The organism is Streptomyces sp. NPDC057302, from assembly GCF_042667685.1.
Lineage (GTDB): Bacteria > Actinomycetota > Actinomycetes > Streptomycetales > Streptomycetaceae > Streptomyces.
Genome location: NZ_JBHUZJ010000088.1, coordinates 20,316 through 38,448 on the forward strand (window position 1 = coordinate 20,316; position 18,133 = coordinate 38,448).

The window sequence follows — 18,133 nt, forward strand, 5'->3', positions numbered from 1 at the left end:
TTCACCGCCGATGCTGCCCCGATCGGAAGCCAATGTCAGGTCTGAGGTTGGCGAGCGTTGTCGCCTGAGGGCAGCCTGCGCTTCCACAGTACGCCTCGCCCGGCGTTCACCCCGGTTTCCCCAACGCCCCGTATTCCGCCTCCTCTTCGGCGGTGCTTGAGGACGCAATGCCGGGGTACTCGTTTCTTGTCGCCAAAGGTGTGCGCGGCCGAAAACTCTTTAGACTGATGCCGTCGTCAGCACGTTCTCCGCTCCGCGGAGGCACCTCCTGAGGCAGTACCGGAGGTGAGAGCGATGGGCATCGACAGTGACTTGACTGCCGTGCTCCAGAGCCTGCACCCCTCCCACGGACATGCGGGCCTGATCGGTGCCGACCCCAAGCTGTGCGTCCAGGCCCTGCGCGTGGACGGCATCGCCGTCTCCGCGACGACCGACGGCGGCCTGAGCGAACTCCTCTGGTCCACGGCGGGCGCCAGCGCATGGCTGGAGGACCTCCAGTTCACCCTGGGGGAGGGGCCGGCACTGGAGGTGGCCGCCTCGTGCACGCCCGTCCTGGTGGCGGATCTGTCTAGCCTCCCGGCGGACCGGTGGCCCGCGCTGTCACCCGAGGCCACGGCGCTGGGCGTCGGCGCGCTCTTCTGCTTCCCCCTGTCCGTCGGGTCCGCCTGCCTGGGCACGCTGACCCTGCAACGCATGGCCCCCGGCCCGCTCCCGGACTCGGCGGCGGCCGACGCCTGGATCGTGGCCAACGCTCTGACCGCCCTCCTGCTGGAGAGCGGTCCCCACCAAGACGCCTTCGCGACCGGCGCCGACTCCTCCGACTTCTACCGGGCCGCGGTGCACCAGGCCAGTGGCATGGTCAGCGTCCAGGCCGACGTCTCACTCGCCCAGGCCCTGCTGCGGCTGCGCGCCCACGCCTACCGACACGGGCGGCCCGTGGTGGAGGTAGCCGAGGACGTGGTAGCCAGGCGATTGACCTTCCACAATGAAGAAAACGGGCCGGACATTCCTGCCGGTGAAGGGACTGAAGGGCCATGACACGTGAAGAACAACTTCTGGCGGCCATGGTCGATGCCGTCGACACCCTCGTCGACGACTTCGACCTGATCGACTTCCTTCACCAACTGTGCGACCGCTGCAACGCGTTGCTGGACATCTCCGCCGTCGGAGTCATGCTCGCCGACCCCACCGGCAAGCTGCAGCTGATCGCCGCGTCGAACGAACACACCCGGCTGCTGGAACTGTTCGCCCTCCAGACCGAACAGGGCCCCTGCGTGGAATGCCACCGGCACGGCACCGCCCTGCTCAACATCGCCCTGAAGTCCCCCCAGGAGACAGCCGCGTTCCCGCGCTTCGCCGAGCGCGCCCGCGCGACGGGATTCGCCACCACCCACGCCCTGCCGATGCGCCTGCGCCGCCAGAGCGTGGGCGCGCTGAGCCTCTTCGACAGCCGCGAACAGAAGCTCGGCGACAGCGACGCGCGCGTGGCACAAGCGCTGGCCGACGTGGCGACCATTGCCATCCTGCAACACCGCTCCGTCGTGCACGGCAACATCGAGCGGGCCCAGCTGCGGGCCGCCCTCTCCAGCCGCATCCTCATCGAGCAGGCCAAGGGGATCCTCGCCGAGCGCTGGCAGAGCACGCTCGGCGAGGCGTTCGACGCCCTGCGCCATCACGCACGCGCCCACCAGCAGTCCTTGGCCGGGCTCTGCAAGCAACTCATCGACGGCTCCATCGAACCGTCGGCCATCCAGCGCCCCTGAGGGACCCCTCGTGACCCACGACCACCACGCCGCGGCCTGGCAACGCATCGCCGCCGCCGCCCGCACCGGCGGTTTCACGCTCACCGTCGCCTGCCGGGCCTGCGCCGAGGACCTGGAAGCCGACTTCGCCGGGGCCACTCTCGTCGTCGCCGGAGAGCTGCGCGTGCTGGCCGCGGCCACCGACGAGCGCGCCCGGAGCGCGGAAGACGCCCAGCTGGTCACGGGCGAGGGGCCGTGCACCGACGCGTACATCCGCCGTATCCCTGTCGGTGCCGTGGACTTGCACCAGGCAGCCGCCCGCTGGCCCGCCTACGCGCCCCTGGCCTCCGAACAGGGCGCCCGCAGCGTCCTGGCGCTCCCCCTGGCCCTCGGCGGCCTGGCCTTCGGCGCCATGGACCTCTACCGCTGCGCGCCCGCCCCCTTCAGCCCCGTACAGAGGCAGCGGGCCTGCGCGTACGCCCCCATCCTGGCCCTGCTCGCCCTCCAGGAGCACCCGCACCTGCTCACCAACGGACCCGCCCCCACCCAGCGCGGACCGCAGGGCTATCCCCCGACCGTCCACATGGCCGCCGGTGTCATCGCGGCCAAGGACGGGCTCACCCCCGACGACGCCCTGGCCCTCCTGCGCGCCCACGCCTTCCGCCACAACCAGCCCCTGCTGCACACGGCCGAACAGGTCCTGGAAACCCACCGCCTCGACTAGCGGAGCCCGCCCCGGACATGGACGTGCCCCCGCGCCCCGATCAGGGGCACAGGGGCACGCGACGCGACGAGCCGGGGGACGTCAGGCGGCGACAGGCACCGACTGCGGCTCGTCGGCGGGCTCGTCGTACCCGTCGAGCGGGGACGACGTGGCCTTCGCGTACTTGTCGCGGTCGAGGATGTTCTCCCGCGCGGCCACGATCAGCGGCGTCGCGACCTGTCCTGCGACGTTCGTCGCGGTGCGCATCATGTCCAGGACCGGGTCGATGGCGAGCAGCAGACCCACGCCCTCCATCGGCAGGCCCAGCGTCGACAGGGTCAGGGTCAGCATGACCGTGGCGCCCGTCAGACCGGCCGTGGCCGCGGAACCCACCACCGACACGAAGGCGATGAGGACGTACTCCTTGATGCCGAGCTGCACGTCGAAGATCTGCGCGACGAAGATCGCGGCGATCGCCGGGTAGATCGCGGCGCAGCCGTCCATCTTGGTGGTGGAGCCGAACGGCACCGCGAAGGACGTGTACTCCTTCGGCACGCCGAGCCGCTCGGTGACCTTCTGGGTGACCGGCATCGTGCCGACCGAGGAGCGCGAGACGAACGCCAGCTGGATCGCGGGCCAGGCTGCCTTGAAGAACTGGAGCGGGTTGACCTTGGCGACCGTGGAGAGCAGCAGCGGGTAGACGCCGAACATCACGATGGCGCAGCCGACGTAGATGTCGGCGGTGAACGTCGCGTACTTGCTGATCAGGTCCCAGCCGTAGTCGGCGATGGCGAAGCCGATGAGGCCGATGGTGCCGATCGGCGAGAGCTTGATGACCCACCACAGGGCCTTCTGGAGGAGAGCCAGGACGGACTCGCTCAGCTCCAGGATCGGCTGCGCCTTCTCGCCGATCTTCAGTACGGCGATACCGGCGACGGCGGCCATGAAGACGATCTGCAGGACGTTGAGCTCGGTGAACGGCGTGATGACGTCCGTCGGGATGATCCCGGTCAGGAAGTCGATCCAGGAGCCCGCGTGGTCCGGCTTGGCGCCGTCCTTCGGGGTGAGTCCCGTGCCGGCGCCCGGGTTGGTGATGAGCCCGATGGCGAGGCCGATGACGACCGCGATCAGCGACGTGATCATGAACCAGATCAGCGTCTGCGTGGCGAGCCGCGCCGCGTTGTTGACCTTGCGCAGGTTGGTGATCGACACCAGGATCGCGAAGAAGACGAGCGGGGCGACCGCCAGCTTCAGGAGGCCGATGAAGGTGGTTCCGACCTTGTCCAGGGTGGTGACGAGCCAGGACACGTCCTGGCTGCGGGCCAGCCAGCCGAGCAGGACACCGAGGACCAGACCGCCGAGGATCTGGGCCCAGAAGGGCAGCTTGAGGAAGGTGGGTATCCGCGAGCCGGACTTCGGCTCGTCGGTCGCGTCGACCGGGGATACGGGGGAGTTCGCGGACACGGACACACTCCGGGTAATGGCGGGGGACGTGAGGGAGCGGCGACCGCGAAGGGGGTCAGACGGGACGGCCGTAACGGCGCCGCTGCAGTGCAGATGTCACTTGGTGCTTGTCGCTTGATGCTTGTCGTTCGCGCTGCTCGGAGAGGCTCGGCGAGAACTCAGAGACGACGGCGACAGGCCGCGGACATGCAGCGGCAGAGATCGACATGCAGGCGCGCCACGAGCGGAACGCTCGTGAGGATGCGGGGCGCGACAGCTGTCTTCATGTCGAACACGTTAACACTTGAACTTTGAGAACATCAAAGGTGTTGTTTGAGGTAGACGCGGCCGGTTGGAGGGCGAGTCGCCCCCGGGACGCAAGAAACCCCGGTGGCGGAGCGACTGCTCCAGCACCGGGGCTGAGTTCTTGTGACGAACCTTACGGCTGTGCGCGGGCCTTACGACTGTGCGCGGGCCGCGTCGTCGGCGATGTCCTCCTGGGTGCGGTTCGCCTCCAGGTTGGCCTTGGTCCGCTCGACGCGCTCGACGACCTGGACCGATGCCCGGTCGCGCTCCTTGCGCAGCAGCACGAGGCTGAGGGGCGCGGAGATGACGAGCGCGAGCAGCAGGACCCACAGGAGGTTGGAGTCTCCGAGGCCCTTCGGCAGGATCCCGGCGTAGACAAGTCCCCAGACCGCGAAAAAGCAGCCCACGAAGAGTCCGAGGCGCATCAGCGTGTAGCGGAGCATGTCAATCCACTCTTCCGTTCCGAAATGGGCCCGAGTAGGACGAGCCCCTCCAGTGAAGCACGGGAGGGGTCGCGTCCAGCAAGGGGGTGAACCCTCCCGGAACCGTCAGCCGAGCGGGAGCAGCATCGTGATGTCGTCGCGGTCGTCGCCGGGGGCGACGCGGATGGCGCCGGGCACCCGCCCGACCTCCTTGTATCCGCAGGACTCGTAGAACCGGTCGACTCCCGTGCCGCCACGGCAGGTCAGCCGGATCGCCTCGATGCCGTCGATCCCCCGGGCGGCGTCCGCGGCGGCGGCCATCAGGTCGCGCCCGTATCCCTTGCCCTGGTGCTTGGGGTGCACCATCACCACGTACAGCCAGATCCAGTGCTTCATCAGCCGGTGCGTGTTGTACGTGAGGAAGGCGGTCGCGGCGACGGCGCCGTCCTCGTCGTACCCGACGAGGAGGCGGGTGTGCCCCTCGCTCAGCTGGGTCAGGCGCTTCAGCCACTCGGGCCGTATGTCCTCGACCGTCACGGGCGGCACGAAGCCGACGGCCCCGCCGGCGTTGGACACGTCGGCCCAGAGGGCGAGGACGCCGTCACGGAGGGCGGGATCGATCTCCGGGTCCAGCCGGAAGGTAAGCGTCATAGGGCTAGGTTAACTATTACCCATCCGTCGCCTCAACCGGCCGGGAGCCTCAGACCCGCATCGCCTGCGGCGACTCCCGCAGCGACAGGTCGGGGCCGTCGTACTCACGGATCGACTCGTAGCGGGTGTTGCGCTCGATGGGGCGGAAGCCCGCCTCGCGGATGAGGTCGAGCAGGTCCTCCCGCGTCAGCTTGTTCGGCGTACCGAAGTTGTCCGCGTCATGCGTGATCTTGTACTCGACGACCGAGCCGTCCATGTCGTCCGCGCCGTGCTGGAGCGCGAGCTGCGTCGTCTGCAGGCCGTGCATGACCCAGAAGACCTTGACGTGCGGGACGTTGTCGAAGAGGAGCCGCGAGACCGCGAAGGTCTTCAGGGCCTCGGCGCCGGACGCCATGGTGGTCCGCGCCTGGAGGCGGTTGCGGACCTTGCCGTCCTTCATGTCCACGAAGTCGTGCTGGTAGCGCAGCGGGATGAAGACCTGGAATCCGCCGGTCTCGTCCTGGAGTTCGCGAAGGCGCAGCACGTGGTCGACCCGGTGACGGGGCTCCTCGATGTGGCCGTACAGCATCGTGCACGGGGTCTTGAGACCCTTCTCGTGCGCGAGCCGGTGGATGCGCGACCAGTCCTCCCAGTGGGTGCGGTGGTCGACGATGTGCTGGCGGACCTCCCAGTCGAAGATCTCCGCGCCGCCACCGGTCAGCGACTCCAGACCGGCCTCGATCAGCTCGTCGAGGATGTCGGACGCCGACATCCCCGAGATCGTCTCGAAGTGGTGGATCTCCGTGGCCGTGAACGCCTTCAGGGACACGTCCGGGAGCGCCTTCTTGAGCTCGCTCAGCGAACGCGGGTAGTAGCGCCACGGCAGGTTCGGGTGCAGGCCGTTGACGATGTGCAGCTCGGTGAGGTTCTCGCCCTCCATCGCCTTGGCGAGGCGGACGGCCTCCTCGATGCGCATCGTGTACGCGTCCTTCTCGCCCGGCTTGCGCTGGAAGGAGCAGTACGCGCACGAGGCGGTGCACACGTTCGTCATGTTGAGGTGGCGGTTGACGTTGAAGTGCACGACGTCGCCGTTCTTGCGCGTGCGCACCTCGTGGGCGAGACCGCCGAGCCAGGCGAGATCGTCCGACTCGTAGAGAGCGATGCCGTCCTCGCGGGACAGCCGCTCACCGGCCCGGACCTTCTCCTCTAGCTCGCGCTTGAGTCCCACGTCCATGCGCCGGCCGCCTCTCCAAATGTCTACGTAAATCGGGCCTCGCCCACGGTACGCCTAACCGCCTACGACTCTTCCGGCAGCTCCCCGACCCGGTTCTCCCACTTCGTGGAGAGCACGATCGTCGTACGCGTCCTGGAGACGCCCTTCGTGCCGCTCAGCCTGCGGATCGTCTTCTCCAGGCCGTCCACGTCACTGGCGCGCACCTTGAGCATGTACGAGTCGTCGCCCGCGATGAACCAGCAGTCCTCGATCTCGTGCAGGTCCTTCAGCCGGCGCGCCACGTCCTCGTGGTCGGCGGCGTCCGAGAGGGAGATGCCGATGAGGGCGATGACGCCGAGACCGAGCGAGGCGGAGTCCACCGTCGCGCGGTATCCGGTGATGACACCCGCCGCTTCGAGGCGGTTGATCCGGTCCGTGACGCTCGGTCCCGAGAGGCCGACGAGACGGCCGAGTTCGGCGTACGAGGCCCTGCCGTTCTCGCGCAGGGCCTGGATGAGCTGCCTGTCCACGGCGTCCATAGGTGCGATGCCTTTCATTATTCAGCGATACCGCGAGTCTATGTGTAGAATCTAAGGTGCAACAGGGTCTAGCCCCTGTGAATCTTTCTCAATCTCAGCAAATCAACGACGAATCTTCAGGAGTGAGTCACCCGTGTACTCGATCGAGATGGCCTACGCCCGGATGCGCGAGCTGCAGGACCTGGCCAACCGCTCGCGTGCCCACCAGACCGCCGCGCCCAAGGCCGAGCGCAGCACGAAGCGCGCCGCCAAGAAGCGCTAGTCCCCCGAAGGGGCAGAGCCTGAACCGAGCTCTCCCTTCCAACGGCGGTACAACCGGTGCGGCACCCCTGCCGCGTCGAGCGTCCGCCCGGCGACGAAGTCCACCAGATCCTGGATGTGCGTCGCCCCCGCGTAGAACGCCGGAGAGGCGGGCAGCACGACCGCGCCCGCCTCGTCCAGCGTCACCAAGTGCTTCAGCGTCTGCCCGTTCAGCGGTGTCTCGCGTACGCAGACGACCAGCCGGCGGCCTTCCTTGAGCGTCACGCTCGCCGACCGCTGGAGCAGGTCCTTCGAGAGCCCGAGCGCCACCCCGGCCACGCACGCCGTGGAAGCGGGCACGATCAGCATCCCCTTGGTCGCGTACGACCCCGACGAGGGACCGGCCGCCAGATCCCCGGCCGCCCAGTACCGCACGCCGTCCACCGGCACGTCGAAGGTCCCCGGCTTGCCGTCGGCGCCACGGCCGAGCCACTCCCGCAGGTCGTCCTGCCAGTGCGCGTCCCGGAAGGCGATGCCCGTCTCGTCGAGGATCGTCAGCCGCGAGGCCCGCGAGACCACCAGGTCCACGCTCTCCCCGGCCGCGAGCAACGCCCGCAGCACGGCGGCGGCGTACGGAGTCCCTGAGGCCCCCGAGACCCCCACGATCCAAGGCTTACGCTGTGTATCTCCTGGCTTCACGCTGTGAGCCTAGACGGTCAGACCGCGCACCAGCAGATCGAGCAGCGCGCAGACGAAGAGCGCGATCCCGATGAAGCCGTTGACCTGGAAGAAGGCGCGGTTGAGGCGCGACAGATCGTGCGGCTTCACAAGGGAGTGCTCGTAGACGAACGCGCCCGCCACGACCGCGATGCCGAGCCAGAGGAACGCGCCCGCGTCGGTCGAGGCGGCGTACCAGACGAACAGGGCCGTGGTCACCAGATGGCAGCCGCGCGCACCCCAGATCGCGGCCGGGATGCCGAACCGCGCGGGCACCGACTTCACGCCGACCTCGCGGTCCGTCTCCACGTCCTGGCAGGCGTAGATCAGGTCGAAGCCGCCGATCCAGACGCCGACCGCCAGCCCGAGGACGACGGCCTGCCACGACCACTCGCCGGTGATCGCGATCCAGGCGCCGACCGGACCCATGGCCTGGGCCAGGCCCAGGATCGCCTGCGGGAAGTTCGTGAACCGCTTGCCGTAGGGATAGACGACCATCGGGATCACCGCGATGGGCGCCAGCGCCAGGCAGAGCGGGTTGAGCAGGGCGGCCGAGCCGAGGAAGATGACGACCGCGATGAGCGCGCCCGTCCACGCGGACTTCACGGACACCGCGCCCGTGACGAGCTCGCGGTGGGCGGTCCTCGGGTTACGGGCGTCGATCTCCCGGTCGATGATGCGGTTCGCGGCCATGGCGAACGTCCGCAGGCCGACCATGCAGACGGTCACCAGGAGCAGGCGGCCCCAGTGGATGTTCTCGTCCAGCTGGAACATCGCGGTCAGCGCCGCGATGTAGGCGAAGGGCAGGGCGAAGACCGAGTGCTCGATCATGACGAGGCGCAGGAACGCCTTGACCTTGCCGGGCGGGGCGGGCTCGGGCCCGAAGAGTTCCGGGGTGGCTGAATCAGCACTCATCTTTAGAGCCCGTACTCCTTCCAGCGGCGGTCGACCTTCGACGCCGTCTCCGGGTCGGACTCGACCATGTTCGGCCAGCCCCCGTCCCGGGTGTATCCCTCTTCGGGCAGCTTCTTCGTCGCGTCGATTCCCGCCTTGCCGCCCCAGAACTGCTGGTAGGAGGCGTGGTCGAGATGGTCGACGGGACCTTCGGCCACCGTCAGGTCGCGCGCGTAATCGGTGTTGCCGAGCGCGCGCCAGGACACTTCGTGCAGGTCATGGACGTCGCAATCCTTGTCCACGACCACGATCAGTTTGGTCAGCGACATCATGTGGGCGCCCCAGATGGCGTGCATGACCTTCTGCGCGTGCTTCGGGTACTTCTTGTCGATCGAGACGATCGCGCAGTTGTGGAAGCCGCCGGACTCCGGCAGGTGGTAGTCCACGATGTCCGGGACGATCACCTTGAGGAGCGGCAGGAAGAAGCGCTCGGTGGCGCGGCCGAGGGGCCCGTCCTCCGTCGGCGGGCGGCCCACCACGATCGACTGGAGCAGCGGACGCTTCCGCATCGTCACGCAGTCGATCTTCAGGGCGGGGAACGGCTCCTGCGGCGTGTAGAAGCCGGTGTGATCGCCGAAGGGGCCCTCCGGCAGCATCTCGCCCGGCTCCAGCCAGCCCTCGATGACGACCTCGGCGTGCGCGGGCACCTGGAGCGGGACCGTCTTGCAGTCGACCATCTCCACGCGCTTGCCCTGGACGAACCCGGCCAGCATGTACTCGTCCATGTCACCGGGCAGCGGCGCCGTGGACGCGTACGTCACGGCGGGCGGACAGCCGAAGGCGATCGCGACCGGCAGCTTCTCGCCCCTGCGGGCGGCCACCTGGTAGTGGTTGCGGCTGTCCTTGTGGATCTGCCAGTGCATGCCGATGGTGCGCTTGTCGTGGCGCTGGAGGCGGTACAGGCCGAGGTTGCGCACCCCGGTGTCCGGGTCCTTGGTGTGGGTCAGGCCCAGGTTGAAGAAGGAGCCGCCGTCCTCGGGCCAGGTGAAGAGCGCGGGCAGCTTCTCCAGGTCGACGTCGTCACCGGTGAGGACGACCTCCTGCACGGGCGCGTTGTCGGACTTCACCTTCTTCGGCGGTACGTGCGTCATGGCGCCGAGCTTCCCGAAGGCCTCGCGCACACCGACGAAGCCGTGCGGCAGCTCGGGCTTGAGCAGGCCGCCGATCTTGTCGCTGATCTCGGCGTACGACTTCAGGCCGAGCGCCTTCAGGAGGCGTCGGTCCGTCCCGTACACATTCATCGCAAGGGGCATCGCCGAGCCCTTGACGTTCTCGAAGAGGAGCGCGGGGCCGCCGGACTTCTGCACCCGGTCGGTGATCTCGCCGACCTCCAGATACGGATCGACCTCGGCCTTGATGCGCTTGAGATCGCCCTCGCGCTCCAGTGCACGGAGCAGGGAGCGAAGATCGTCATAAGCCATGCGGTCAAGTATCGGTCACCGGCTACCCTGGCCCCGACAGCGGGGCCCGCACGCCGCCCCTCCTTCGTCGCTTGGGGAATCGCGCAACCATGCTCAGGTATCTGCCGTTCCTGCTGGTCCTGGCCGTGTGGATCTATGCCTTCATCGATGTCCTGAACACTCCGGAGAAGGAGATCAGGCATCTGCCGAAGGTGGTCTGGGTCATCATCGTGCTGCTCTTCGGCGAGGTCCTGCTCGGACCGATCGCCTGGTTCGTCACGGGCAAGGTGCGCAAGGCTCCCGGCGCCGGGGGTGGCCCGCGCGCCGGGCGTGGCGGGCAGTGGGTGGCACCGGACGACAACCCCGAGTTCCTGAAGTCTCTGCGGGACGAGGACCCCGACGAGAAGAAGCGGGACAAGGGCACGGAGGGCTGACGATGGAACTGCGGCTGCTCGTCACCTTCGAAAAGGTCGCGTCCGTACTCAGCTTCACGCAGGCCGCTGCCGAGCTGAAGTACGCGCAGTCCAGCGTCACCAGCCAGATCCGCTCCCTGGAGTCCTCGCTCGGCGCCGAACTCTTCGACCGGCTCGGCAGCCGCATCCGGCTGACGGCGGCGGGCGAACGCCTGCTCCCCTACGCACGGCAGATCATCGAGCTGACGGACGAGGCGCGGACGGCGGTCGTGGACGCCGGGGAGCCGAGCGGCGCGATCGCGGTCGGCACGATGGAGTCGCTGACCTCCTACCGCCTGCCCCCGCTGCTCGAACTCTTCCACCACCGCTACCCCAAGGTGCAGCTCTCCCTGCGCCCCACCCTGGGCGACGAGACGCGCCACGCGCTGCGGCAGGGGACGTACGACGTGGGGTTCCTCATGGAGCGGGAGACCGAGCACGCGGGCCTGGAGACCGAGGTCCTCGCCGAGGAGCCGCTGGTCCTGGTCTGCGCGCCGACGCATCCGCTGGCCGGGCACGGGGGCGACTCGCTGGCCACGGGCGATCTGGCGGCGGTGCAGCTGGTCGGCACGGAACCGGGCTGCCCCTACCGCGACCTCTTCGAGGACGAGCTGCGGGTGCGGAACGGCTCCCCGCCGCCGTTCATGGAGTTCGGCACGATCGAGGCCACCAAGCGGGGGGTCGCCGGTGGCCTCGGGGTGGCGCTGCTGCCGCGGATGGCGGTGCGCGAGGAGCTGACCTCGGGTGTGCTCGTCGCGCTGCCGTGGGATCCGCCCTTCGTCCTGCACACGCAGCTGGCGTGGCGGTCGGGCAAGCGGCTCGCCTCCCATGTGCGGCTGTTCATCGAGCAGTCGGTACGGCTGGTGCGGGAGCAGGCAGCGGAGTCGCGCTAGCCGCTGAACCGGCTACCGGATCGGGTGACTTGGCGCGGTTGATCTTCAGGCTCGCGAGGACGATGAGCGGTACGCCGAGCGCCTGGACGAGCCCGATGTGGTGCCCGTAGACGGCCCAGTCGGCGACCATCGCGACCGCCGGGTAGGTGAAGGCGAGTACGGCGATCTTGGCGGTGGGCAGCTTCGCGTACGCCGCGTACATCAGGACGTACATCAGTCCGGTGTGGATGACGCCGAGCCCGATGAGCCAGCCCCAGCCCGCGCCCGTCCCGCTCATCGCGCCGAAGTCGGCGAAGGGCAGCAACAGCGGGATGCCGACGAGGACTTGGATCAGGGCGATGAGGTGGGGGCGTACGCCGGTGATGCGCTTGGTCACGAGCGTGGAGAGGCCGTAGAGCAGCGCGGCGGCGAGCGCGAAGCCGATGCCGGTGAGCGAGCCGAGATCGCCGGGGCGCACCCCGGACACGAGCACGAGACCGGCGAACGCGGCGCCCAGCAACAGCAGTTGATGCCGGGTCAGCCGCTCGCGGAAGATGACCGCGCTGAGCAGCACGAGCAGGAACGGCTGCGTGTGGTAGACGACGGTGGCCAGGGAGATCGAGGTCGCCTCGTACGCCTTGAAGAGGAACACCCAGTTGAAGACGATGAACGCGCCGCCGAGCGCGGCGAGTCCGAGCTTCTTCGGGGTGATGCCGTGATCGCGGAAGTAGCCGCGGGCGAAGGCGTAGGCGCCGAGGGCGAGGGCGCCGAAGAGCACGCGGAAGAACACGACGTTGAAGGCCGAGGCGCCCGACTCGACGACGAAGATGCCGAGGGTGCCGGAGAGCATCATCGCGGCGGTGAGCTGGGCCGTGCCCTTGTGCTCCGCGGTCACGGGGTTCACGGGGGTCACGGGGGTCACGGGGGTCGTGGAGGTCATGCCCATGAAGCTACGAGCGGGCGTATGCGCTGGTCCACGAGCCAGTGGGGCGTCCTGCCGATGGGGCCATCGGCAGGGACGATGGGCCCTGACGAAAGGTGCGCACATGGTTCGGTCATCGGAGCAGGAACAGGCCCGCGCGTGGCTCGCGACGGCGGTGGAGGAGGCCCGGCGGGGCCTGGCGGAGGGCGGCATCCCGATCGGCGCCGCGCTCTACGCCGCCGACGGCGCTCTGCTCGGCCGGGGGCACAACCGCCGCGTGCAGGACGGTGATCCGTCCCTGCACGCGGAGACGTCGGCGTTCCGGGACGCGGGACGGCAGCGCACCTACCGCGGGACGACGATGGTCACGACGCTCTCCCCCTGCTGGTACTGCAGCGGTCTGGTCCGGCAGTTCGGGATCTCGCGGGTGGTCGTGGGCGAGGCGCGGACGTTCCAGGGCGGGCACGACTGGCTGGCCGAGCACGGCGTGGAGATCGTGATCCTCGATGACGCCGCGTGCGCGGCGATGATGGAGGACTTCATCGCCGCGCGACCGGAGCTCTGGCACGAGGACATCGGCCTGGGTTAGGGCCGGTTGCCTGGTGGCAAGCCGGATCATCCGTGCTGCTTCTCGGGCAGGAGGCCGATCGACGCGAGCCGCTTGTTCGAGCGGCGGGCGGCCCACGCGGCCACCAGGAAGGCGAGGGCGAGCAGCGGGAAGCCCATGGCGATCTTGGCGAAGCCCAGCGAACCGACCTGGTCGGTCGCGTAGAAGTACTGCTGGACGGCGAACCGGGCGCCGAAGACCGCGGTCAGCGCGAGGGTGGCGACGTCGTAGTAGAACCGCGAGCGCTTGTCCGCGCGCCAGACGCTGCCCTTGCCGGTGGCCGCGTTCCAGATCACGCCGACCAGCGGCCACCGCACGAGCACGGAGAGCAGGAAGAGGACGGCGCCGGCCAGGCTCGCCCAGATGCCGATGAGGAAGTAGTCCTTGGCGGAGCCGGTGAACCAGACGACACCGGCGGCGATCGCGACGCCGAAGACGCCGCCGATCGCGGGCTGCACGGATTCCTTGCGCACCAGCCGCTCCACGCCGATGCCGACCGCGACGGCGAGGGCGGCGATGACGGCCACCCGCAGTCCGGCCGCGCTGTTGGCGACGACGAAGGCCAGCACGGGCAGCGCCGAGTAGACGATCCCCTTGGTGCCTCCCGCCTGGTCGAGGGCCGAAGGCTGCGGGCGGGGCGCCGTCTGCTCCGCCCGTGCCGCCTGTGCCGCCGGTGTGCCGGGGTGCTCCGCCTGTGCGTCGGTCTCTGTCGCCAGGAAGCTCTTGGTCTTCATGGTGGTCAGTTCTCCCGAGTTCGTCTGGGGGGGGCGAGGTGTGATGCCGCTTCGTCCCTGCCGCACTTCACCTCTGCTGCACTTCGTCACTTGATGCTATCTTGTCATTAAGTGACAGACAAGCCCTGGAAGGAACGGCATCGACATGGCACTGCGGGAGACCATCTCCGTCGAGGAGTTCTTCGGGCCGCCTACCCGCGCGAAGACGACTCTCTCGCCGGACGGCAGCAAACTCGCGTATCTGGCGCTGTGGGAGAACCGCCTGAACGTCTGGATCGAGAGCGTCGACGCACCGGGGGACGCGCGATGCGTGACCACCGAGGACCGCGGGGTGGTGAGTTACCACTGGACGCGTGACCCGCGGTGGCTGCTCTACTCCCGGGACCAGGGCGGCGACGAGAACCTCCACCTCTACCGCGTCGACCTGGAGGATCCGGACGCCCCCGCGGTGGACCTCACGCCCTACCCGGGAGTGCGCACCATGGGCCTGGACCTGCCCGCCGGGCGCCCCGGCAAGGTGATCACCCATCTGAACCTGCGCGACCGGGCCCAGTTCGACCTGGTGGAACTGGACATCGCCACCGGCGACCTCACGACCCTCGCCCAGAGCCCGGAGGGCGGCGTCGAAGGGTGGCTGTACGGCGAGCGCGAGCTGTTCGCGGTGGCGACCACGGCCGAGGGTGACGTCCAACTGTCGCGGTGGGACGGGGCGACGGGCGCGCTGGACCCGGTGGCGCGGTTCGAGGGCGGTGACGCTCCGCTGGGCATCTACCCCATGGAGGTCACGCCGGACGGCACCGGCGTGTGGCTCGGCTCGAACCGCGGCGGCGACCGGCTCCGCCTGGCCCGGCTCGACCTGGCCACCGGCGAGGAGGAAGAGGTCGACTCCCATCCGCGGTACGACCTGGACACCCGGGCGCGGGTCTTCCCCGCCCTGCCCTCCCCTCTCATCCGCAGCCGCCGCACAGGCGAGTTGCTCGGGGTCCGCTACCTCGGGGAGCGGCAGGTGATCCACGCGCTGGACCCGCACTTCGCCGCCGTACTGGAGAACCTGGAGAAGCTCTCCGACGGCGATCTCGCCGGGGTGTCGTCCGACGAGAGCGGACAGCGGTGGGTGGCCGCTTTCACCCACGACCGCGACCCCGGGGTCACCTACCTCTACGACCACACCACGGGCCGCAGCCGCCTGCTCCACCGGGCGAAGCCGGACCTGGACCCCGAGGCGCTCGCACCGATGCGCCCGGTGTCGATCACCTCGCGCGACGGTCTCACGCTGCCCTCGTACCTGACGCTGCCGGTCGGTGTCGAGCCGTCCCGGCTGCCGCTGGTGCTGTTCGTCCACGGCGGCCCCTGGACCCGGGACAGCTGGGGGTACAACCCGGCGGCGCAGCTCTTCGCCAACCGCGGCTGTGCGGTGCTGCAGGTCAACTTCCGGGGTTCCACCGGGTACGGGAAGGCGTTCACCCGGGCCGGGATCGGGGAGTTCGCGGGCAAGATGCACGACGACCTCATCGACGGCGTGCGGTGGGCGGTCGATCAGGGGTACGTCGACCCGGCCCGCGTGGCCATCATGGGCGGCTCGTACGGCGGTTACGCGTCACTGGTCGGGGTTACCTTCACCCCGGACGTCTTCGCGGCCGCCATCGACGTCGTCGGCATCTCGGACCTGGCCAACTTCATGCGCAGCCAGCCGGACTTCGTCAAACCGATGCTCGCCTACAACTGGTTCACGTACGTCGGCGATCCCGCCGATCCGGAGCAGGAGGCCGACATGCTGGCCCGCTCCCCGATCAGCCGCGTCGACCGGATCCGCACACCGCTGATGGTGGTGCACGGCGCCAACGACGCCCGCGTCGTCCTCGCCGAGTCCGACCGGCTCGTCGAAGCCCTTCGCGCGCGAGGCGTCCCCGTCGAGTACACGGTCATGAAGGACGAGGGCCACGCCATCGAGAACCCGGAGAACGTGATCGCCCTCTACACGGCGGCGGAACGCTTCCTGGCCGAACACCTGGGGTTCCAGGCCCGCTTCTAGACCTCGTACCGCTTTCTTGGGAGACGACATGCCCCAGACGCTGCCGCAACGGCTGTACCTGCTCTGCTACACCGTGGACCAGGGCAAGTTCCAGCTCGACAACCTCCAGGGGCGCGGCCAGTTGCTGCGCGCCGGAGCCCTGACCGAGCTGGCTCGTGACGGGCTGCTCGACGCCACGGGCGGGAAGGTGATCCGGAGGCCGGGGAAGGCGCCGGAGAACTCCTTCGCCGCAGCGGTGTGGAGCGATCTGCCCGACGCCAAGCCGAAGGGCTGGCTGCAGTTCGTGCACAACAAGGCCCACACCGCCGAGACCCCGGTCCGCGACCAGCTCGCCGCCTCGGGGGACATCACCCTCTCCCGGGGCAAGGTGATGGGGCTCATCCCGGCCGACCGCGTCACCGTCTCCCGCCCGGAAGAGGTGCGCGCCCTTCAGGAGCGCGTACGCGACACCGTGCTCGGTGGAGCCGACCCGGCGTCGGCGCCGCTGGAGGAGCTGGCCATGGCCGTGTTCGCGGCCGAACTGGAGGTCACCTGCGTGTGGAGCCGCGCGGACCGCCGCACCCACAAGCAGGCACTCAAGGCGCTCGCGGGGCGGTTCGACGAGCTCGTCCCCGGGCTGCGCAAGGCGCTGCGCGACTCGTATCTGTCGAGCCGGGCGGTCGGCGGCGGCTGGAGCGCCTGAGCGGGACAAAGCGGGGGGGCGGCCGACGCGGGGGGGGGGCCTAGCCGGGCCGCAGGACCAGTGCGAGCAGTCCGGGGAAGCGCGCGTCGAACTCCTCCCGGCGCAGGCGGTTGACCCGCCGGGGCCCCTCGTCCCGCTGCTCGACGAGGCCCGCTCCCCGCAGCACCCCGAAGTGATGGCTGAGCGCCGCCTTGCCGACGGGCACGTCGAAGCTGCCGCAGGAGCGGGTCCAGTCGGAGGACGAGGCCAACTCCCGCACCAGTTCCAGGCGTACGGGATCGGCCAGTGCGGTGAGCGCGGTCAGTACGGGCACCTCGTCCGGGTGGACGTGCACCGGCGCCGCGCGGTGGTGGGTGTTCGCCACGGCCAGCTCCTCTTCCTGCGACCTCTCGGCCCTCGGCCCCTTGCCGAGTGTTCGATGAAAACCATACACTCCTGAGTGTTCGCTTCCCGTTGAACACTCGAAGGGTGCTCACCCATGTCCACCATGCGCGCGATCCAGCTTCAGGAGTACGGCGGCCCCGAGGTCCTCAAGGCCGTGGACACGAGCATCCCGGAGCCCGGCCCCGGCCAGATCACCGTCGATGTCGCCTACACCGGCGTGAACTTCGCCGACCTGAAGGCCCGCGGCGAGGGCTACCGCGTGCCCTCGCTCCCCTACGTGCCGGGCCTCGAAGTCTCCGGTCACGTCCGGGCGCTCGGCGCGGGCGTCGAGGGGTTCGAGGTCGGCCAGGAGGTCGCCGCGCTCACCGACGGCGGGGCGTACGCGGAGGTGGTGGCCGCCGACACGACGACGGTGTTCGCCCTGCCGGGCGGCGTCGATCTGCGCACCGCCGCCACCCTGCCCACGGTCCTGCCCACCGCCCACGCGCTGCTCCACGAAGTGGGCAGGCTGCGCGCGGGCGAGAGCGTCCTGGTGCAGGGCGCGGCGGGCGGGATCGGCACGGTGGTGGGCCAGTTGGCGAAGGCGGGCGGCGCGGGCGCGGTGTACGGCGTCGTGTCGAGCGAGGCCAAGGCGAAGTACGCGCTGGAGCACGGTTACGACGAGGTGTTCGTCGGGGACGGCTTCGCCGCGGAGGTCCGCGCGGCCACCGGCGGACGCGGGGTGGACCTCGCCCTGGACCCGGTCGGCGGCGACGCCCTGCGGAGCGCACTGACCGCGCTCGCCGTCTTCGGGCGGCTCGTGTCCTTCGGCAACGCGAGCTCGGCCCAGCCGTGGCAGGTGGGCCAGCCCGAGCTGTACGGCACGGCCACCGGCGTCTTCGGCTTCTCGATCCTCTCCCTCGCCAAGTCGGCGCCCGAGGCCCTGCGCGAGATCGCGGCACGGGCTTTCGCGAAGGTGGCCGACGGCACGGTGGAGCTGCCGGTGACGGCGGAGTTCCCGCTGGTGGACGCGGCCGAGGCGCACCGCTTGATGGGGGCGCGCACGAGCACGGGGAAGCTGCTGCTGCGGGTGGGGGGCTGATCACGCCCTCTTACCTGTCCGCACGGCAGAGGCCGGTTCCCGTGACCCCAGGTCACGG

21 protein-coding genes are annotated in these 18,133 nt (G+C 69.5%); 10 read left to right on the plus strand and 11 right to left on the minus strand.

Annotated features, from left to right (window positions below):
* Positions 1–294 precede the first annotated feature (294 nt).
* Genes ACFUPX_RS37725 through ACFUPX_RS37735 form a run of 3 tightly spaced genes read left to right on the plus strand, consistent with a single transcriptional unit; the run spans position 295 to position 2,466 of the window.
* Positions 295–1,038, plus strand: a complete 744-nt coding sequence (locus ACFUPX_RS37725) for a GAF domain-containing protein (RefSeq protein ID WP_383333061.1) — start codon at positions 295–297, stop codon at positions 1,036–1,038.
* On the plus strand, positions 1,035–1,763 hold the full coding sequence (locus ACFUPX_RS37730) for an ANTAR domain-containing protein (protein ID WP_383333063.1): 729 nt from the start codon (positions 1,035–1,037) through the stop codon (positions 1,761–1,763). Before ACFUPX_RS37725 ends, ACFUPX_RS37730 begins: the two co-directional genes overlap by 4 nt.
* 10 nt (positions 1,764–1,773) lie before the next feature.
* A complete protein-coding gene (locus tag ACFUPX_RS37735; RefSeq protein ID WP_383333065.1) occupies positions 1,774–2,466 on the plus strand; it encodes an ANTAR domain-containing protein in 693 nt (230 codons plus the stop codon).
* Positions 2,467–2,547: 81 nt separating this feature from the next.
* Here the strand turns inward: ACFUPX_RS37735 and ACFUPX_RS37740 are convergent, their stop codons facing one another.
* The 5 genes from ACFUPX_RS37740 to ACFUPX_RS37760 form a co-directional block, all read right to left on the minus strand.
* Complete coding sequence (locus ACFUPX_RS37740) at positions 2,548–3,909, minus strand: dicarboxylate/amino acid:cation symporter (RefSeq protein WP_383333067.1); 1,362 nt, start codon at positions 3,907–3,909, stop codon at positions 2,548–2,550.
* A gap of 437 nt (positions 3,910–4,346) precedes the next feature.
* Entirely contained in the window at positions 4,347–4,637 is a 291-nt protein-coding gene (locus tag ACFUPX_RS37745) for a DUF4229 domain-containing protein (protein ID WP_383333069.1), read from the minus strand.
* A 105-nt stretch (positions 4,638–4,742) separates the two neighbouring features.
* Positions 4,743–5,267 carry a GNAT family N-acetyltransferase gene (locus ACFUPX_RS37750; protein WP_383333071.1) on the minus strand — a complete coding sequence of 175 codons (525 nt, stop codon included), beginning with the start codon at positions 5,265–5,267 and terminating at the stop codon, positions 4,743–4,745.
* 49 nt (positions 5,268–5,316) lie between these two features.
* Positions 5,317–6,480 carry an aminofutalosine synthase MqnE gene (mqnE, locus tag ACFUPX_RS37755; RefSeq protein ID WP_383333072.1) on the minus strand — a complete coding sequence of 388 codons (1,164 nt, stop codon included), beginning with the start codon at positions 6,478–6,480 and terminating at the stop codon, positions 5,317–5,319.
* Between the two features lie 62 nt (positions 6,481–6,542).
* Entirely contained in the window at positions 6,543–6,998 is a 456-nt protein-coding gene (locus ACFUPX_RS37760) for an Lrp/AsnC family transcriptional regulator (RefSeq protein ID WP_383269287.1), read from the minus strand.
* A gap of 133 nt (positions 6,999–7,131) precedes the next feature.
* Here ACFUPX_RS37760 and ACFUPX_RS37765 point away from each other — a divergent pair, with 133 nt between their 5' ends.
* Positions 7,132–7,260 carry a hypothetical protein gene (locus ACFUPX_RS37765; protein WP_383333075.1) on the plus strand — a complete coding sequence of 43 codons (129 nt, stop codon included), beginning with the start codon at positions 7,132–7,134 and terminating at the stop codon, positions 7,258–7,260.
* Here ACFUPX_RS37765 and ACFUPX_RS37770 read toward each other — a convergent pair.
* The 3 genes from ACFUPX_RS37770 to ACFUPX_RS37780 are packed head-to-tail and all read right to left on the minus strand — an operon-like array spanning position 7,257 to position 10,330.
* Positions 7,257–7,937 carry a UbiX family flavin prenyltransferase gene (locus tag ACFUPX_RS37770; RefSeq protein WP_383333077.1) on the minus strand — a complete coding sequence of 227 codons (681 nt, stop codon included), beginning with the start codon at positions 7,935–7,937 and terminating at the stop codon, positions 7,257–7,259. The genes ACFUPX_RS37765 and ACFUPX_RS37770 overlap by 4 nt on opposite strands.
* Before the next feature lie 9 nt (positions 7,938–7,946).
* Positions 7,947–8,870 (minus strand): menaquinone biosynthesis prenyltransferase MqnP, encoded by a 924-nt coding sequence (mqnP, locus tag ACFUPX_RS37775; RefSeq protein ID WP_383333079.1) that lies wholly within the window; start codon positions 8,868–8,870, stop codon positions 7,947–7,949.
* Positions 8,871–8,872: 2 nt separating this feature from the next.
* Entirely contained in the window at positions 8,873–10,330 is a 1,458-nt protein-coding gene (locus tag ACFUPX_RS37780) for a menaquinone biosynthesis decarboxylase (protein WP_383333081.1), read from the minus strand.
* An 89-nt stretch (positions 10,331–10,419) separates the two neighbouring features.
* Here ACFUPX_RS37780 and ACFUPX_RS37785 point away from each other — a divergent pair, with 89 nt between their 5' ends.
* Together ACFUPX_RS37785 and ACFUPX_RS37790 are read left to right on the plus strand one after the other, a co-directional pair.
* A complete protein-coding gene (locus ACFUPX_RS37785; RefSeq protein ID WP_383333083.1) occupies positions 10,420–10,743 on the plus strand; it encodes a PLD nuclease N-terminal domain-containing protein in 324 nt (107 codons plus the stop codon).
* A gap of 2 nt (positions 10,744–10,745) precedes the next feature.
* Positions 10,746–11,654, plus strand: a complete 909-nt coding sequence (locus ACFUPX_RS37790) for a LysR family transcriptional regulator (RefSeq protein ID WP_383333085.1) — start codon at positions 10,746–10,748, stop codon at positions 11,652–11,654.
* On the opposite strand, the gene ACFUPX_RS37795 is transcribed toward ACFUPX_RS37790, so the two are convergent.
* A complete protein-coding gene (locus tag ACFUPX_RS37795; RefSeq protein WP_383333087.1) occupies positions 11,602–12,573 on the minus strand; it encodes a DMT family transporter in 972 nt (323 codons plus the stop codon). The two genes, ACFUPX_RS37790 and ACFUPX_RS37795, sit on opposite strands and share 53 nt — an antisense overlap.
* Positions 12,574–12,679: 106 nt before the next feature.
* On the opposite strand from ACFUPX_RS37795, the gene ACFUPX_RS37800 reads away from it, so the two are divergent.
* The gene (locus tag ACFUPX_RS37800; protein WP_383333089.1) at positions 12,680–13,144 is read left to right on the plus strand and encodes a nucleoside deaminase; all 465 of its coding nucleotides are present in this window, start codon (positions 12,680–12,682) and stop codon (positions 13,142–13,144) included.
* Positions 13,145–13,170: 26 nt separating this feature from the next.
* Here ACFUPX_RS37800 and ACFUPX_RS37805 read toward each other — a convergent pair whose 3' ends face one another.
* The gene (locus ACFUPX_RS37805; protein WP_383333091.1) at positions 13,171–13,896 is read right to left on the minus strand and encodes a DUF3159 domain-containing protein; all 726 of its coding nucleotides are present in this window, start codon (positions 13,894–13,896) and stop codon (positions 13,171–13,173) included.
* Between the two features lie 145 nt (positions 13,897–14,041).
* Here ACFUPX_RS37805 and ACFUPX_RS37810 point away from each other — a divergent pair, with 145 nt between their 5' ends.
* Positions 14,042–15,928 carry a S9 family peptidase gene (locus ACFUPX_RS37810; RefSeq protein WP_383333093.1) on the plus strand — a complete coding sequence of 629 codons (1,887 nt, stop codon included), beginning with the start codon at positions 14,042–14,044 and terminating at the stop codon, positions 15,926–15,928.
* Between the two features lie 28 nt (positions 15,929–15,956).
* Positions 15,957–16,610 (plus strand): GPP34 family phosphoprotein, encoded by a 654-nt coding sequence (locus tag ACFUPX_RS37815; protein ID WP_383333095.1) that lies wholly within the window; start codon positions 15,957–15,959, stop codon positions 16,608–16,610.
* A 40-nt stretch (positions 16,611–16,650) separates the two neighbouring features.
* On the opposite strand, the gene ACFUPX_RS37820 is transcribed toward ACFUPX_RS37815, so the two are convergent.
* A complete protein-coding gene (locus ACFUPX_RS37820; RefSeq protein ID WP_383333097.1) occupies positions 16,651–16,974 on the minus strand; it encodes an ArsR/SmtB family transcription factor in 324 nt (107 codons plus the stop codon).
* A 123-nt stretch (positions 16,975–17,097) separates the two neighbouring features.
* On the opposite strand from ACFUPX_RS37820, the gene ACFUPX_RS37825 reads away from it, so the two are divergent.
* Entirely contained in the window at positions 17,098–18,075 is a 978-nt protein-coding gene (locus ACFUPX_RS37825) for a zinc-binding alcohol dehydrogenase family protein (protein WP_383333101.1), read from the plus strand.
* Positions 18,076–18,133 lie beyond the last annotated feature (58 nt).

Coding starts and splice junctions, on each gene's coding strand:
- ACFUPX_RS37750 (WP_383333071.1), bottom strand. CDS start 5,267: ATGACGCTTACCTTCCGGCTGGACCCGGAGATCGATCCCGCCCTCCGT.
- ACFUPX_RS37810 (WP_383333093.1), top strand. CDS start 14,042: ATGGCACTGCGGGAGACCATCTCCGTCGAGGAGTTCTTCGGGCCGCCT.
- ACFUPX_RS37760 (WP_383269287.1), bottom strand. CDS start 6,998: ATGGACGCCGTGGACAGGCAGCTCATCCAGGCCCTGCGCGAGAACGGC.
- ACFUPX_RS37725 (WP_383333061.1), top strand. CDS start 295: ATGGGCATCGACAGTGACTTGACTGCCGTGCTCCAGAGCCTGCACCCC.
- ACFUPX_RS37730 (WP_383333063.1), top strand. CDS start 1,035: ATGACACGTGAAGAACAACTTCTGGCGGCCATGGTCGATGCCGTCGAC.
- ACFUPX_RS37780 (WP_383333081.1), bottom strand. CDS start 10,330: ATGGCTTATGACGATCTTCGCTCCCTGCTCCGTGCACTGGAGCGCGAG.
- ACFUPX_RS37825 (WP_383333101.1), top strand. CDS start 17,098: ATGCGCGCGATCCAGCTTCAGGAGTACGGCGGCCCCGAGGTCCTCAAG.
- ACFUPX_RS37790 (WP_383333085.1), top strand. CDS start 10,746: ATGGAACTGCGGCTGCTCGTCACCTTCGAAAAGGTCGCGTCCGTACTC.
- ACFUPX_RS37795 (WP_383333087.1), bottom strand. CDS start 12,573: ATGACCTCCACGACCCCCGTGACCCCCGTGACCCCCGTGAACCCCGTG.
- ACFUPX_RS37745 (WP_383333069.1), bottom strand. CDS start 4,637: ATGCTCCGCTACACGCTGATGCGCCTCGGACTCTTCGTGGGCTGCTTT.
- mqnP (WP_383333079.1), bottom strand. CDS start 8,870: ATGAGTGCTGATTCAGCCACCCCGGAACTCTTCGGGCCCGAGCCCGCC.
- ACFUPX_RS37815 (WP_383333095.1), top strand. CDS start 15,957: ATGCCCCAGACGCTGCCGCAACGGCTGTACCTGCTCTGCTACACCGTG.
- mqnE (WP_383333072.1), bottom strand. CDS start 6,480: ATGGACGTGGGACTCAAGCGCGAGCTAGAGGAGAAGGTCCGGGCCGGT.
- ACFUPX_RS37800 (WP_383333089.1), top strand. CDS start 12,680: ATGGTTCGGTCATCGGAGCAGGAACAGGCCCGCGCGTGGCTCGCGACG.
- ACFUPX_RS37805 (WP_383333091.1), bottom strand. CDS start 13,896: ATGAAGACCAAGAGCTTCCTGGCGACAGAGACCGACGCACAGGCGGAG.
- ACFUPX_RS37785 (WP_383333083.1), top strand. CDS start 10,420: ATGCTCAGGTATCTGCCGTTCCTGCTGGTCCTGGCCGTGTGGATCTAT.